This is a genomic window from Bifidobacterium simiarum, from assembly GCF_002802905.1.
GTDB classification, from domain to species: Bacteria; Actinomycetota; Actinomycetes; order Actinomycetales; family Bifidobacteriaceae; genus Galliscardovia; species Galliscardovia simiarum.
Genome location: NZ_PEBK01000006.1, coordinates 25321 through 40440 on the forward strand (window position 1 = coordinate 25321; position 15120 = coordinate 40440).

Genomic DNA, 15120 nt, shown 5'->3' on the forward strand with positions numbered 1-15120 from the left:
GCATTGGGCGTCTGATTGGAGGAGCGGATATGACCGGTTATGTGTTGCGTCTGTATGATGTTCCGCTGCTCCGGTTCGATGCCGCGTACGGTGAAGGGCTGTTGGCCGGTAAGATCGAGGCCCGTATCCGCTGGTTCGACGAGTCGAAGCGGGCGCTGCTGCCGTTCCCGTTGGCGCCGGAACCGGACGATGCGAAGCTCACCGCTTGGCTGGAGCGGCGTACCATTCCGAAGAACCGTGAGTTCGCGGCTCAGATCCTCGCGCAGGCCGGACTGAACATCGCGGATACACTCGGTATCATCGACCTGTGCAAGGGACTGTCGGTCAACGATTCGTTCTGGGTGGAACGGGACGACGAGGATCTGAAGTTCGCAAACATCAACCTGTATGACAATCCGCTGGATGAGACGCTTGCCATCGTGGCGTACACAGGCTACACGTCGAGTGAGAAGCATGCGATCGGTTTGTCGAGCGAGTGGACGACGGACGGGCGGTTCCCGAAGGCGTGGCGGCACACAGGCAATGGATTGGAATTGTGGAAGGCCGGTTCCGAAGGCTATGTGAACGCCGGACTGGAGCCATATTCCGAGTATCTCGCCTCGCAACTGGCGCACAAGCTCGGAGTGAACGCGGTCGATTACCATATCGCCCGTTGGAAAGGCAAGCTGGCATCGGTGTGTCCATCGATGAACACAAAGGACGTGTCGTTCGTGCCGTTCTACGCGGCCACGCAGCTCGCATCGTTCCCGGAGATTCTCGCGGCTGCCCGTGCTGTGTCGGAAACATCGTTCGAGGCGATGCGCACGATGCTCGTTTTCGACGCGCTCATCGTCAACCAGGATCGTCATGCCAACAACCACGGGTTCCTACGTGACAACCATACCGGACGCATCCTCGGCCCGGCACCCCTGTTCGATCACAACATGTCGTTGTTCAAGAACGACATGCGTGCCGATTGGGAGCATGGTGCGTGGACGCCGAAGGTACTGGAGGAACGTCAGCCGTCGAATTCGCGCATGACGTTCCGAGACCAGTGTGCGGCCATCATGGGAGTCGTGCAGCATGAGATGCTGCGCAAGGCATTGGACGTCACGTTGGAGAACGATCCGACGTATCCGCTTGAGGACGGCCGCATCGAGGCATTGAACGACTATCTGCACGCCACGGCCCGCACGCTGCTCGACATCCCCGTGGTGAACGAGTCGAAGCTCGTCACCCAGCTCGACGCGTTGCGGCCCGCTATCGAACATGCGCCCGTGATTCTCAACAACAGCCTGCTTGAGGAAGAATAATCGGTCGAGTCCAGGTTCAATGGCTGCTGAATGCCGTCATTCCCCTTACTCTGCGCATCGATTCCAGAACAAAGACAGCTTCACTCTGAAGTCAAATATTTGATATAATAACGGTGCAAAAAGATAGTAAATAGCAACAAGGAGTGGCTATGAGCATGCAGATTGCCACACGGGTTGATGACGAACAGGCCGCACTGTTCAAGGAGACCACCCGACAGTTGGGCACCACCCCGGCTGATGCCTTGCGTATGTTTATCATCGCGTTTAATGATTACCGTGGGTTTCCCTATGAGGTGCGACTGCCAAGGAATGACGTGGAGCCGTTCGCATCCGAACGAGAGGCCACCGAATACGCTAGCCGTCTCGCCTTGAGGATGTCCGATGAAACGAGGTGAGATTTGGACGTTGCAGGCTGATGGCTACGACAGTAAACCTCGGCCGGTTGTCATCGTGCACAGCGACACCGTCGACCGCAAACTGCTGGGATATAAAGTCGGCGTGGTTGATGATGCATCCATGACGAATATCGGACGCCAGCTCATGCGGGTTCTAGGTTTGCTGTGACATTTTGGAACGGCTGACGGGCGTGCATCTACTTGTTACATCGTTTATGCACCCTTGAGACCGTATGGTGACGGCGTTGAGGGCCTTGGAATTCCAGTGATTCCAAGGCCTACGGTTGTATAGGGCTGATGGCCGTATGGGATGTGCGTGACATTGGCCAAAACCGATGTCAGGCCCATTCTCTCCTTGGGCAGTCAGAGAGATGGATCAGAGAAGAGCCGCGTAGCGAATGAATACGATTACGGCTTCGACGATGTTGAGAATGCTCAATGCCAACACGGCTATCGACAGCACCCAACCGCGTGGAGCGGCCTGTCTGGCTTTCTCCAAGGAAACGCCATAGGTGTTACGCGCGTTTCTGATCTGCTTGACGGCGAGAAACGAAGTGACTAGCGATGCAATCAGCAGTGCCATTGCGAGGTAGGCGTAGGCGCTCGATGAGAAGCGGCTGCAGACAACGGCCAGAGCGAACATTCCCACGCTCATCAGTGCCCATGTATCCCATTTGCCGTCCCCGATTTTCACCGTGTATGGCAGGAATGACGCCCAACTGTACTGTTCTCCCGTCACTTCGCCGGGCTTGAGGCTTTTACGGAATCCGTTCGACTTGCGATTGGCGGTGGATGACATGGTATGTGACTCACTCGTATGATTTCCGTTGCCATCATGACCAATCGATACCCGGATATTGGGCATGGTGACAGCGGGGGTCGAGACATTTGATTGCGGGGATCGGTTGTTCTTCGGTGCCGACTGTGTTTGATCGTAATTGCTCATTGTGGAATTCTCCTTCTGTGTCATTGACCCGTATGAAGCGATAAGTCCTCGCTGGCCCTGCCGGTGACTTTCGCTCGTGGAACGAAAGTCATGTCGCGGCTTAGCTATCGGAGGGATTTGGAGTCATATTGTTTGGCTCCTTGGGTGCATGTGCGAGTGTTTTGTGCAGCCGATATGTCACCATCACAAGGTGCCCAGAGTCTTGCCGACCTGTTGAGCGCATTCGCGCAGCTCCTTCTGGGAGCTATCGGTACTGCAGTGCATGCCCTCGATGCCAAGATCCTTGGACATCTGATCACTGCATTCGCTGAGCAATTCTTGTCGCTCGGTGTCGGATATGCTCGAAGACATGGAGGCTTCGCACGGGTCGGCTCTCGTCTGGCCGCATGCGCTGAGTGCAACTATCATCGTCGTGCCGGCGATCACGGCAAGAACCATACGCAACCTTTTGGTCATGTTTCTCCTTCGGTTGGATCTACGGGAATGTTGTTTGCGGTCGCTGATGACATGTCGCGTGTACGAGCAAATCGGATATGAAATAGGTTTTATGGATGATGGATGCCGTCGCCGTGGCGATGATGCTTCGTTCCTTGTCATGAGCGGACTATAGACTAAGACCACTTTTTCGGAGACGTCGACGTCTCCCCTTTTGAGGCACAGGTCTCCTATTTTTTTGCAATGATGATCGGCATACCTGTATGTACGTCACCATGTGATGCTTTGGTGTCCGATCCGCCGACCAATCAGAGACAGGAGAGCATGATGAAGAGGCTCAGCAGCAGGATCGCGGCACTGGTCTGCGTCACTATGATTTTCACCATGACCGGCTGCGGTCAGTCCAACGACTCACAGTCTGCCCAGGCCAGTGAAGAACAGATCCAGAAGGCCAAGACGCAATGGAGCAGTGCCTTGTATAAGGCCACCGACAGTCAGAATGATCTGAAAACGGCGATCACCGACGCCAACGATCTGACCCGATACGCACTCGACAGCAGCGTGTCCGAACTACAGTCGACGATCAATGCGGCGTATAAGGTCTATACCGACACCACCATCGACAGCAGCGAGCCCTCTGGCAGCGAGTCCTCTGACGCAGAAGCGTACACGACGGCCGCCGAAGAGCTCGACAAGATCGCCGACGATCTCGAGAAGCGGACCACGTCGTTGAATGCCGCTGTCGAAGCGTATAGGAAGTCACTGCCAAGCCTGTCGTACACCATCACCAGCAATGAGGGCTACACCTACGATGTGTCGATCAACGGTCTCGACATGCGCGCCTCCATCGACACGGAGCAGGGAAAGCCGGGAACGGTGACGATCGACAGCTGGGTCGCGGACACCCTGGACATCACCATCGCCAATACCACGCCGGGCAAGGAAGCACCTGTCGATTGGAGAAACCCCGACTCGTCGAATGGCGCAATAAGTTTTGGCAATTTGGTTCCGCTGTATGACACGAATCTGTGCACCACAATGGGACAGACCAACCCCCTGATCACCGATGCCACCTGCCGTTCGTACAGTATCGGGGGCAAAACCTATTGGGACTACTACGATTCCCTTTTCATGGTTATTGCGGGACAGAATAGCACGGTCAGATCCACGGCGAAATTCTCGGTGGGCGAGTCCGTCTCCGGGATGCTGGTGCTTGACGTTATCTACAACCCCAACGAGAAGACAGGCAAACTCACGAAGACCTCCAAACAGGACGTCTCCGAGCAGGTGGCGGACTCCATTCGAAAGCCCGTCGGCTGGGCTTTCATATTGAGCGTCGAAGGCGGCTCTGCCAACACGCCATACAATGCCGGTGCCAATCTGGAACGGGCGGTCAAACATGACCTGTGGGGGGATGACGACTACTACATTCTGGCCAAGACCAAAGGCCTCTGACCGGCGTTCGCAAGACGACGATGACGGTGATGCGCGAGGTATTGCCGCTTCACATCCGGGCATTCGCCCACCCTTCTGCACGATGATTGATCGTGTTCAATTTCGATGATGAGAAACGGAGAAAACAATGAAGAGAACGAACCGAATGATCGCCACGCTCATCTGTGCCATGACGATCTTCGCGATGGCCGGCTGTGGACAGTCAACCGATTCGAAGTCCGGTGCGGAAGCCTCACAGAGCACACAGGCCGCAACCGACCAGATGCGCGACGACTGGGAAAAGGCGCTGGAAACGGCAGGGGAGGCTCGAAACGAGCTGTCGTCGACTCTGAAAAATGCCAAGAGCATGATCAAGGACGCCGCATCCACAGACGATTCCGCCACACTTCAGTCGGCGATTGACAAGACACAGGAGATCTACTCGTCCACGTCGGTGGACAGTGATCGACCCGACAGCAGCGCCGCGGCATACCAGTCGGCCACGGACAAACTGAACAAGGCCACAACCACACTCACCAATCAGACCACTGCCCTGACTGAAGCGATTGCCACTTACCGCACGAAGTTGCCCGCCATGTCGTACACCGTCACCAGCAACGAGGGCTACACGTACGACATCAAGATCGCCGGCCTGAACATGTCCGCGTCGGTCGACACCACCAAGGGGGAACCCGGCAAAGTGGCGGTAGCCTACCGGGACTCCGGCGTCACGCACTTCACCATCACCAACACGACGGCGGGGAAGAAGGCGCCTCTCAACTGGGAGGACAAGGATGACAGCCTCACCGGGAACTTCGGCAGCGTGGAGCCGCTGTATTCCAAGAATCCGTGTGGCGATGCGGGTGATGACGGGGAGTGCGAATCCTACATCATCGGCGGCAAGCAGTACTGGATCCCTCCTCAGGCAACGGTTCCCATCAGAGCCGAGGAGGATAGCCCCGTCGTGGAGGCCCACCAGTTCGACGTGGACGAATCCACCGAAGGCGATAGCTGTCTGAACGAGGGCCAGTCCTGCGGAGGCTCGTTGACCATCGAACAGACGGTTTCCGATCAGATGATCGACACCCTACGCCATCCTGACGGCTGGGCGAGCCTGTACATGATCAAGGAGGGATACGCCCAGACGCCGTACAACGCCGGCGCCAACCTGGAGCGGGCGGAGAACGCCGGCTCTGGGCCGGACTACTACATCTTGGCCAAGACCGCTGGTATCTGATCCCGCGTTCCAAGACCCTGAACCTGTTTCGTTCGGGGTCTTCGCTTTTCCATCTGCGACGCGGCCGTCGGCTTCGTATCGATACGTACAATGAAGACGGCGAAAATGCAACGGCCGCGGCCTGACACGTTGTCGGTCTAGGGGGGAGACATCATGATCATTGCAGTGACCGGACATCAGCGGATTCCCGAAGAGGCCTTGCCATTCGTGTGCGCCGGCATGCGCTCCTATCTTGTCTCCCGTCTGGAAACATCGCAGTCCGACGCGACGCTGATCAGCTGTCTCGCCACCGGAGCGGATCAATTGGTGGCCTCGACCGCATTGGAACTCGGGTATCGGCTCAGGGCGATGATCCCGTCGCGCCACTACGATTCCACATTCGACGTCGACGGATTGTCCGGGTACCGGAGTCTGCTTGCGAGAGCCGATGAGACGGTCACCCTTGATTTCGACCGGCCGTGCGAGGAAGCATACATGGCCGCAGGCCTACGGCTCGTCGACGATTGCGATGAACTGCTGGCGCTCTGGGACGGATATCCGGCGGCAGGCCTCGGCGGCACCGGCGATGTTGTGGCGTATGCACGGCAGTCCGGCAGGCCGGTACATGTCGTGTGGCCCACGGGGGTGAGACACTGATGGCGACCTCGCAGTGGAAACGGCCGTCCGCCGACGACCGGACACGACGGCTGTCGGACGAATGGTATCCGGGCGAATGGCTGGAACCGGTTGAACCGGACATCATCGGACCGTTTCTCGAACGCTACATAAGCGGCATGTCGCGACGCATGGCCGCGTACCTGCGTGCCCAGGGTGTCCCGGACGATGGCACGGTCGCATCCGGAGGAGTCTCCTCGGATGACAACGGCATCGGCGGGGGAATCGTTCGTCACCCGTATGACGTCACCTTCCTCAACCTGTGCCTCATCATCGATCAGGAGCACACCTTTCCGATCGGCGAGCGCAACCTTTCCGATGGCGTTTACGAACCTGACGAGGAGACGGCCATGGAAACGGGACTGATGCTGCATCTTGAATTCGACCGGTTCGTGGATTTCATCGCCGGGCTCGACCCGCGTCTTGACCGAAGAGGATTCGTCGCCGCATTGAGTGGCGCCTACGGGTATGAGGGCGACATCGATTCGGCGGACTTCCTCGCCGTGCTCGCCGCACGTACCGCGAAACGGATGGCGTCCGAGCGGCTGAGAGCGTGGGCGGGCGCCTCCGTCCTCGGCGACGATGATTCCGTGGTTCGCAACGCTTCCGATGGCGGCAGCGCCGATGCGTGGGACCGCGTGGCACAGGCGCGCCTCATGTCATGGGGTTTTACGAATGATGATCCCACGTCGCCTCCGCACGACGGCTCTGCAAATCCCGTCGCCGCACTCGAACGGGCGCGTGACCATTGGATGCGCTGCGTAGCCGATTCAAGACGCCACATCCCGCGTGCGCGTCGTGACGTCGAGACATGGTGCGTCTGGCATACGGTGCTGGAGACCGTGTGGCGTGCCGACGAGGCGGCTTATGACGCGCGGTGGGCGGACGTTCCGCGTCCGGAACGTGATCCACAACGGTTCGATGAGGCCCGATCCGCGGTTGAGACCATCGGGCCATCCGCATTGGACGGGGCGGCGTGGAACACGCTGTTGAGGCGCATGATGACCGTCCACCGACGCGTGTCGCGCGGATACGCACAGTGGTGTGACATGATGCCTGATGAACGTGACACGGCGATGATCCTCCTGTCCGTGCGGGCCATCGCCGATGACCCCGTCTTTCTGGAGCGTGTGCTGGCCGCCGCTTGCAACACACTCACCCGCGGCGACCGTGAAACGCCGTCCGACGCGCGTGGTGCGATGCGTATGCTGCTTGCCTACGCCTGCGTGGGTCGCGTGGTGAACATGGGGGCCTCTTCCGATGCCGGAGCCGACGCAGACGGCCCGGGAACGGGCGCCATGAAGACGGACGGCGACGGGGCGGTCGGCGAATACACGTATGTGGGCCTGCGTAACGCCATCCTCGGATATGCCGGCTACGGGGGAGTGCGTCGTACGCTCGCCCCGGATGAGTATCGCGATTACCTGGCTCTCGTCTCGTCGGGCTCCCCGTCCGGTCGGCCCCGATCGTCGAGTGACGCCAGCGAATCCGGCAGGCGTGCCGTCTGGGTGTTCCCCGGCATGGCCGACCGCTACGACTCGGTGCGTGGGGAGATGTCCGCGCGGATCCGTGAGGCCATGGCCGCGGGGTTGGACATGTCGGAGTCGTTCTCCGGCGGCTCCGACATACCGGAATCATGGTGGCGGTTCCATGCGGTGGCCGACAAGGCGGTCAGTCGGTGGCTGGGAGGGGAGACCGTTCATGCGCTCGCCGTCGATGGTCACGGCCATGCGCTCGCCTACCGGTCCACGAACCCCGTGGCCGCCTATCAGGATGTCAATGCGTGGCGGCTGGGCGAAGCCTTGGAACGATACGAGGGCAGCGTTGTGTGGGGCAGCGGCAGGCGGCTCGCCGATCTGTACCGGGATCGCGGGCATCTGAGCAAAAGCGGTGGCAAAGCCATCGATCGTTCCATCCGGGATTATGCGGCGAGCGCACGCGGTGCCTTCGATGCCGTCCAGTATCTCGCAGCCGTTACGGGGCTTGGTATGATGCTCACGAAAACCGAGACGGTGGAGGTGTTCGCCCGACTCATCGACGCGTGCGACAAGGGCGGCGGCGAGCGCTTCCGCAAATCCTGCTGGACGCTGATCCGCATCGCCAAGGCGAAAAGGCTACGACTTACCGTAACCGGCGCACATGGCCGGCATGTGGGCGCCAGACTCATGGAGTTGGTATTGTCCGATCCGGAACGTCTCGCCGAGGCGGAACGCGAATTCAAGATCGCGAATCTCCGACGGGCACTCGAGACCGGGACGGATTCGCTCACCGTCGAGGAGATGGATTGGCGCGGTCTTGCCCGGATGGTCGACTCCGCCGAACACATGGTGCGGGACACCGTCCTATCGGCGTTCGCACGGCTGCGCGTTGCGGACCGCCGCTGGGCCGCTATTCGTATTGGCCCGATCGACTGTGTGGGTTCACTCATCGATCCGGAATCGGATGGCGTATGCGTGTTCCATGCCAGTAACGACGGTAACGGCGGCGACGGGGCAAACGGCAAGGAGGAATGATGACAGGCAAAACAAGCGGCGGCGCTTCCGCGACATCCCCATGGTCGGACGGCGTGCGTCGCACGTATACGCCACGGGACGTCATTGCCGGGCTCACGGGCGGATTCGATCCTGACCTTGCCTTCCGGGTACTCGATGACCCGCAGACGCTCGCCTTCGCGAACCGGTATCTGACCAGGTATCTTGCGCTTGCCGGGCATCTGCCGTATCCGTATGAGAGCCGCGTGGAACGTGAATGCCGAGAATCGACGCCGGAAGGTGATGCGGATCTCGCCGTCGCCCTCGCCGTGGGCTATGGTGTGCCCGATGCGATGTTCGATGAGCTTCAGGGAGATATCGATTGGTGGGATGGCGGTCTGACGATGGGTCCGGTCGACGCGGGTCCGTCATACGCCGATCTGTTTGCTCCGGTCCTGCTCGGCGATGGGGGAGCCGAGGGCGACGAGCGCGGCGGTACGGAGGAGCATTGGGACGTGACCTTCGTCTCTCGGCGGTGTCGAGTGCTGGTGCGTCGCGATGATGCGGGTGCGCTCACCCTGCGCGTTGACATGCCCGAAGGCGATGGCCGTCACACGCTTACGCTCCGATTCGCGGACGGCAGTGAAATGACGTTGAGCGTTGATGTGCGTCGTGGCACATGGAGGCGCGGAGGCGTGCCTGCGGACGGCGTTGGATTGCCCATCTCCGCTACGGTGAAATGATGAGGCTGACCGTGAGCCGTCAGCGTTTGTGCTGGATCTCCCAGTACAAACGGCCAAGATCGGTCAGGCGCACGAAGCCCTGTCGTCCGCTGGGTTCCTTCCGCTCGATGTCCCATTCGGCCATGCACGCCCAGAACAGGTCCGCCTCATGCGTCGAACCGTCGGTCTCGTGGATGAACGCCTCCAACAGTTTCGCATTGCGCAGGTGCTTGAACAATTCCATGTCTCGCTGAAGCCCATCCAGCTGTTCCCATGTTTCGTCGCCGGAGCGCATCACTCCGTCGCGCGCTGTGGGCGACTCGTGTTCGGGATGCACGGCGAACGCGGCATCCTTCGTAGGGAATCCTTCGAAAGCCGGCAGTGGCATGCCGTCGAATGTACGGGTGGAGGCTCGGCGGCGTGTCGTCATTGCATCGTCCGGGGCGATGCGTGCCAGCTCCTCCTCGGTGATCTGCCGGCTTGCCTCCACCTGACGCAATACGGTCGTGGTGTCGTTCCACGTGCGCAGCACCGGCTGCTGGCCGTCTTCGCCGAGATTGAGCAGCGCGCATACCGTCGAATGCAGCGAAAGCGGCGTGATGATGCCCTGCACGTCCGCGGCGGCACCCTGCATCGCGGCCATGAGCGCGCTCGTGTACATGAGATGCGTGCCGAACAGGGATTGCGAGGCCGTGTGCTCGTCGGTACTGGCGAGAATGGTCGTATTGCGAGGCCATTCCATCGTGGCGGCGACACCTGCATGGCAGCAGTCGAGGATGATGGTCATGCTGCTTGCCTGCGAGGAGCTCGCCGCGTTGCGGATGTCGCTCACACGGATGCCTCGGCGCACGGTTTCGGTTTCATCCGTTCCCTGGATGGGACCGGCGGTCTGATCGTCATCCGGGGTGAGCAGCAGCAGATCCGTGCCGTCATCGACGGGAATCGCGTGACCGGTAAAGTACAGCAGCGCATCGCCACGTCGGACCATGCGGAACAGATCATGTACGCGGTCGGTCAGTGCGTCCGCGGTCATCTCGGGATCCGTGGGGTCGAACGGGTCGGGCGTCGCATACACCCTGCCGCCGAGCAGTCGGAAGTTCGGCTGGGGCGTGCGCGGACTGTTCTCGCGGATCATCTGCGCGAACGCGTGTGCGTCGGTGCAGCAGCACCGCGGCTGCCGGCTGTCGTACGCCGCGCTTGCATACCGTCCCACGCCGATGAACAATGCCAGTCGCTGCGCCATCTCGGATCTCCTCGTTTTCCCCGTGTCCCGCCGCATGCCCGGGCATGCGAAAGCCTTCGATGCCATCATATCGGCATCGAAGGCCGGCCTCGGCATCCGCATCGCCCTTGCGTCCTCGATCAATCGGTCCCGCATATGAGTGGGAAAATGGTGCAGGGGAGTATGGCCCAGCCTGTCGAAGCGGCAGTGGAACTCAGGTCATACTCCGCTGATTGACCATACTTCGCTGATCAGTTGGATCGCTGATCAGCGGGATCCCATCTGATACTGTTGCGCGAGCTCGACGAGCGCGTCCGTCAGCACCGGAACATCGATATCGTCCCAGATCGTTTGGTATTGGCCGGCGACCCTGCCACGATGCTTGACAAACCGGTGGAAAAGCATGGTCGCGGTGTCGAGATCACCACTTAGACACGGAATCGGCTGACTGCTGACGCAGTCCTCGCAGATGCGATTTACGTCGGCGGGCTCACCCTCTGCCAGAGCATGGGCGAGTGTCTCCTGGAATGCGAAATCACGACCATATTCGGGGTACCGGGCCATATGCCGCAGTAAGCCCTGATGGTATGTGAACCAGTCTTCATCGCGAAGGGCATCGAACTCCTGAACCACCGGATTCGTGTGCTTGTCCTCGATCTGCTGCTCATACCATGTGAATATCGGCGGATATTCCCCGAACTTCCGCAGAATCCAGATCCTTGGATTCGTGGCTTGACGATAGACGAAGTGGCATAGAATATCTTCGGCAATGTCCCGGTAATCCCGATCGGTCTGTTCCAGCGTCCGCTTGTCCACCAGATCATGATGACCGTACAGATAAAGGGCGACGGCTCTTTTGCGGGCGTCACGCTGCCCTTGTCTGGCGGCTTCGCAGAGCCAGTGAATCGATTCGCTGAATTCGCTCTCCGCAGGCTGATAGATGTCGTTCTCTCCCGGAGAGAATTCCCCGGCCAGAAGTTGTGACAATATGAACTGTATGGTCTTGTCGCCGCTGCGTTTCGCCGCTTCCCGATACAGGGAAATGTGCTTCATATGAAGGCCCGGCACCGTACCGTTGGGGTCGCCGGCGGTCGGTCCGCCGACGATGTGCTGCAATAGCGCCTGTACATGATATTGCCGCTCGGCTTTTTCGTTCCATTCCCAGGCGATATCGGCGTAATGCTTCGATTCCGATTCGAGCCGGCGCACGTCATCCCCGTGCCTATCGAAGAAGGCATTCCATTCCGCTTCGGAGCGATGCCCGTATGCGGGCATATTGTATTCCTCGTAGATATTGCGAAAACCGCTATCGAACGAATCGAGAATCTCTCGCTGTTGCCGATCGCAATCCGAGGCAAGTCTGAAATACAGCTGCCCCAGACGGTATTGAGCGTCCGCGTTCCCCCGAACGGCGGCTGCATGGAATAATATGACGGCGTTGCGGCTTTCGGCGGGACGATCCGATTTCCACAATCCATCACCCAGCGCATACATGGCTTCTGCCTCGTCATGCACGATCCCGGAGCGGAGATCCATGAGTGTTTTCAGTGATCGATCCGCCTGCCGAGATTGTTCGTTCGTTTGTTCCATGGCATGGTCCAGAATGTCCTGCTCCAGAATATCCTGATCGAAGCCGAGCCTTCGTTGGGGATATGCCGCATGCAGGTCGCGGATCGTCTGGTCGGCCTGCGTGATCCCCTGCTGCAGCTGTCGATTGCGCCGCCGCGCCTGTTCTATCTTTTCCGATAAATCCCGAAGGAGGACGTCGACATCATTGCGATTGTAGCCCCAGATAGCTGTTTCAATAGTCATGTTGACCCCATTGTTCAGAGTTGATTGCCTGGCAAGTCGTATTATTCGATGGTTAGGTCGAGGTCCTTGATCGATTGCGGCAGTGTGGAATAATCGACGTTGCGCGCAGCCTGAAGTAAGGCATTGCGGGCCTCTTGATCGGTCTCTCTGCGGAGCGAATCAATACGAGCGTCGATCCTGTCGACCTCCGACTTGATGTCCCTTGATTTCACGAACGGCGTTTTGCCGCTATCGAGTTCCTGCCGGACCTGCTGAAGGCGCTCTGTTGCCCGATCATGCTCAGTCGCTTTATCCTGCTGCTCTTTTTCCAGCAGATACAGCTGGCTGTCCATGTCGTTCAGAAGCTGATCAACCGCTTTAATGTTGTATCCACCGATGGATTTGCCCAATGAATAAGGCATGGTTATCGCTCACTTTTCTCAAACCGTCGTCATTGCGGGCTGTTGTATTGGTTGTATTGGCCGATCCGCGTTGTCTCCCTCAGGAAGCCCGCGAATCAGTCAAGCGCAGAACGGCACCGGCATGATGATTGGCGGGAGAGGCTCAATCCATCTTGCCGATGCCGTATTGGATTGGATCTCCGTTAGAATTCGCGTCCGCAGTAGGGGCAGGCGGCAGTGCTCGTGTGGCTGTTGAGTGAGTAGCTGCTGTAGCAGCGGGAGCCGCAGTAGGGGCAGTCTCGGACCATGCTGCTGTCGGCACCGTATTCGCCCGGCTTGTAGTAGGTGTACATGGCCATGATGGTTTCCTCCATTCGGTCCGGGAACATGCCCGGACATATTGTTTCGACAATGAATCAGACGGAGGGAGGCGAATGCCTCAAACTGAATCCCACCATACACGAAAAAGTTGCGTCGTGTATTTCCCGTTCTATAATGATTCCGTTCCAAGCAGTTCTTGCCCCCTTCTCGTTTTCGTATCCGATTGCGCGTGTGGACGTATGGCCCACCCGTGGTCGCATAGCCACACAAGGAAGGTGAGGCGAACATGTCGGACAGCATCAATGACATCATCGGCGCGATGGGATGGGCCGAGGCGGATATCCGGTACGCCGACATTGCCGCGGCCAAATCCTATGATCCGGACCCCAAGCTGTCGATCATCAGGAAGTTCCCGGATCTCGGGGTCGCGACGTCCGTGTTCTATTCGAAGGCCGATGCGGGCCAACTGCTGCATGCCGCCAACGAATCCATGCCGGAACTGGAACTGACGAAATCCTATTGGAGCGGCGACGGTTCCATGGGATTCGGCTCCGCCGGGTCGGCGAAATACAACATGTGGGCGCTGGTCGACGGCCCGCTCGGTTCCATCCTGTTCATCACGATCAGCACGTCGGCGCTCGACGACCCGACCAACGACCGCGGCCTGCTCGCACCGACCGGCAACTGGCCGAACAAGGCCGGGGTGCCGATCCAGCACTGCATTCTCAAGGACGGCGAGATGTTCTCCGGCGTGGTCGACATACTGTCCGCCGCGGATCTCGTCAACCCGTGGAACTACCCGGGGTTCGAAGCCACGAAACGCATATCGCCGCTGGCCGGCAAGCGTTCCATCGACTGCTGCATGACGTCCGGTCAGCGCAAGGCGCTGAACGATGGCGGATGGGAGCGTCTCGACTTCGAGCTGTACCGCAAATCCTTCACCGTGACCGACCATCCGGATCGGTCGTTCATCATCTCCGTGACCCAGTTCGGACTCGACTACGCCGACGATCCGGTGCTGTGCTCGGCCACCGGCGAAGGCTTTAATGAGGACGGCATCTCCAACGCCTACAGCGGCATGTGCATGCTCGGCCCATACAGCACTCTGTTGATCAACAACATAGGCGTGGTCGTCCGGTCGTACCCGCCAGACGCCTCCTCCAACGATCTGGACGAACTCAGCCAGCAGTTCGCCGACGACCTGCTCCGCTGGGAATCATGGCGCAGTCCCTCGATGGACCCGACGTCCATGCCCGGCGACAAGCAATACGCCGCGGCCAAGATGGAACTGCTGAGGAACTACGCCATCATCGGCAGGAAAGGCGACATCGTGGGCAGAAGCGGCACCGAACAGAAGGATCTCGGCAAAGCCCTCGCACAGACGGTCGGCATGCTGAGGCACATTCCCGATCAGCAGGATATCAACCCTCTGCTCGTTCAGGGCAGCCAGATCATCATGAACGGATTGACCAAGACTCCCATAGACTTCGACGCCGTCGACCAATGGTTCGGCTTCATGAAATCGAACGGGCTGACGCCGGATCATCTCGATGGCATCGGGGATCTCAACGCAGGCATCCTGCTTCTGGAAGACGCCAGCATCCTCCTTCTGCTCCACCGGCACGAAATCGTCACCGCCAGAAACCTCATGAATCTGGCGTTGGACCGCTTCTCGACACCCGAGGGGGAACTCCGCGGATACATCAACTTCGGCATCCCCGCGATGCTGTGGATGTGCGACTATCCGGGCTTCAGGTCGATGCTGCGCAACGCACCGCTGGATTGAGACGACCGAGACA

General features: G+C 59.3%; 15 protein-coding genes. 9 read left to right on the forward strand and 6 right to left on the reverse strand.

The features are described 5' to 3' along the window. The first annotated feature begins 29 nt into the window (after window positions 1-29). From CSQ87_RS06880 to CSQ87_RS06890, 3 genes are all read left to right on the forward strand, one after another. Window positions 30-1292: a HipA family kinase gene (locus CSQ87_RS06880; RefSeq protein ID WP_100513145.1), complete on the forward strand. Its 1263-nt coding sequence runs from the start codon at window positions 30-32 to the stop codon at window positions 1290-1292. Window positions 1293-1441: 149 nt separating this feature from the next. Continuing rightward, window positions 1442-1687 carry a type II toxin-antitoxin system RelB/DinJ family antitoxin gene (locus CSQ87_RS06885; protein WP_100513146.1) on the forward strand — a complete coding sequence of 82 codons (246 nt, stop codon included), beginning with the start codon at window positions 1442-1444 and terminating at the stop codon, window positions 1685-1687. Continuing rightward, window positions 1674-1856 (forward strand): hypothetical protein, encoded by a 183-nt coding sequence (locus CSQ87_RS06890; protein ID WP_100513147.1) that lies wholly within the window; start codon window positions 1674-1676, stop codon window positions 1854-1856. The genes CSQ87_RS06885 and CSQ87_RS06890 overlap by 14 nt, the downstream gene beginning before the upstream one ends. A 207-nt stretch (window positions 1857-2063) precedes the next feature. Here the strand turns inward: CSQ87_RS06890 and CSQ87_RS06895 are convergent, their stop codons facing one another. Together CSQ87_RS06895 and CSQ87_RS06900 are read right to left on the reverse strand one after the other, a co-directional pair. Further along, entirely contained in the window at window positions 2064-2633 is a 570-nt protein-coding gene (locus CSQ87_RS06895; RefSeq protein WP_133122361.1) for a hypothetical protein, read from the reverse strand. Window positions 2634-2816: 183 nt separating this feature from the next. Continuing rightward, entirely contained in the window at window positions 2817-3089 is a 273-nt protein-coding gene (locus tag CSQ87_RS06900; RefSeq protein WP_100513149.1) for a hypothetical protein, read from the reverse strand. A gap of 303 nt (window positions 3090-3392) precedes the next feature. On the opposite strand from CSQ87_RS06900, the gene CSQ87_RS06905 reads away from it, so the two are divergent. The 5 genes from CSQ87_RS06905 to CSQ87_RS06925 all read left to right on the forward strand — a co-directional run bounded on the left by CSQ87_RS06905 (window position 3393) and on the right by CSQ87_RS06925 (window position 9607). Continuing rightward, window positions 3393-4523 carry a hypothetical protein gene (locus CSQ87_RS06905; RefSeq protein ID WP_100513150.1) on the forward strand — a complete coding sequence of 377 codons (1131 nt, stop codon included), beginning with the start codon at window positions 3393-3395 and terminating at the stop codon, window positions 4521-4523. A 127-nt stretch (window positions 4524-4650) separates the two neighbouring features. After that, complete coding sequence (locus CSQ87_RS06910; RefSeq protein ID WP_133122362.1) at window positions 4651-5739, forward strand: hypothetical protein; 1089 nt, start codon at window positions 4651-4653, stop codon at window positions 5737-5739. Window positions 5740-5892: 153 nt separating this feature from the next. Further along, window positions 5893-6375 (forward strand): hypothetical protein, encoded by a 483-nt coding sequence (locus tag CSQ87_RS06915; RefSeq protein ID WP_207761113.1) that lies wholly within the window; start codon window positions 5893-5895, stop codon window positions 6373-6375. Further along, window positions 6375-8906, forward strand: coding sequence for a hypothetical protein (locus tag CSQ87_RS06920; protein ID WP_100513153.1), 2532 nt, complete (start codon window positions 6375-6377; stop codon window positions 8904-8906). The genes CSQ87_RS06915 and CSQ87_RS06920 overlap by 1 nt, the downstream gene beginning before the upstream one ends. Beyond that, the gene (locus tag CSQ87_RS06925) at window positions 8906-9607 is read left to right on the forward strand and encodes a hypothetical protein (protein ID WP_100513154.1); all 702 of its coding nucleotides are present in this window, start codon (window positions 8906-8908) and stop codon (window positions 9605-9607) included. The genes CSQ87_RS06920 and CSQ87_RS06925 overlap by 1 nt, the downstream gene beginning before the upstream one ends. 19 nt (window positions 9608-9626) lie before the next feature. Here the strand turns inward: CSQ87_RS06925 and CSQ87_RS06930 are convergent, their stop codons facing one another. The 4 genes from CSQ87_RS06930 to CSQ87_RS10915 form a co-directional block, all read right to left on the reverse strand. Further along, window positions 9627-10829 (reverse strand): caspase family protein, encoded by a 1203-nt coding sequence (locus CSQ87_RS06930; protein WP_165776780.1) that lies wholly within the window; start codon window positions 10827-10829, stop codon window positions 9627-9629. A 246-nt stretch (window positions 10830-11075) separates the two neighbouring features. Further along, window positions 11076-12620: a hypothetical protein gene (locus tag CSQ87_RS06935; RefSeq protein ID WP_100513156.1), complete on the reverse strand. Its 1545-nt coding sequence runs from the start codon at window positions 12618-12620 to the stop codon at window positions 11076-11078. A 41-nt stretch (window positions 12621-12661) separates the two neighbouring features. After that, window positions 12662-13021 (reverse strand): hypothetical protein, encoded by a 360-nt coding sequence (locus CSQ87_RS06940; protein ID WP_100513157.1) that lies wholly within the window; start codon window positions 13019-13021, stop codon window positions 12662-12664. Between the two features lie 182 nt (window positions 13022-13203). Continuing rightward, on the reverse strand, window positions 13204-13359 hold the full coding sequence (locus CSQ87_RS10915; RefSeq protein ID WP_165776781.1) for a hypothetical protein: 156 nt from the start codon (window positions 13357-13359) through the stop codon (window positions 13204-13206). Between the two features lie 248 nt (window positions 13360-13607). Between CSQ87_RS10915 and CSQ87_RS06945 the strand changes: the two genes are divergently transcribed. After that, window positions 13608-15107, forward strand: coding sequence for a hypothetical protein (locus CSQ87_RS06945; protein WP_100513158.1), 1500 nt, complete (start codon window positions 13608-13610; stop codon window positions 15105-15107). Window positions 15108-15120: the final 13 nt, after the last annotated feature.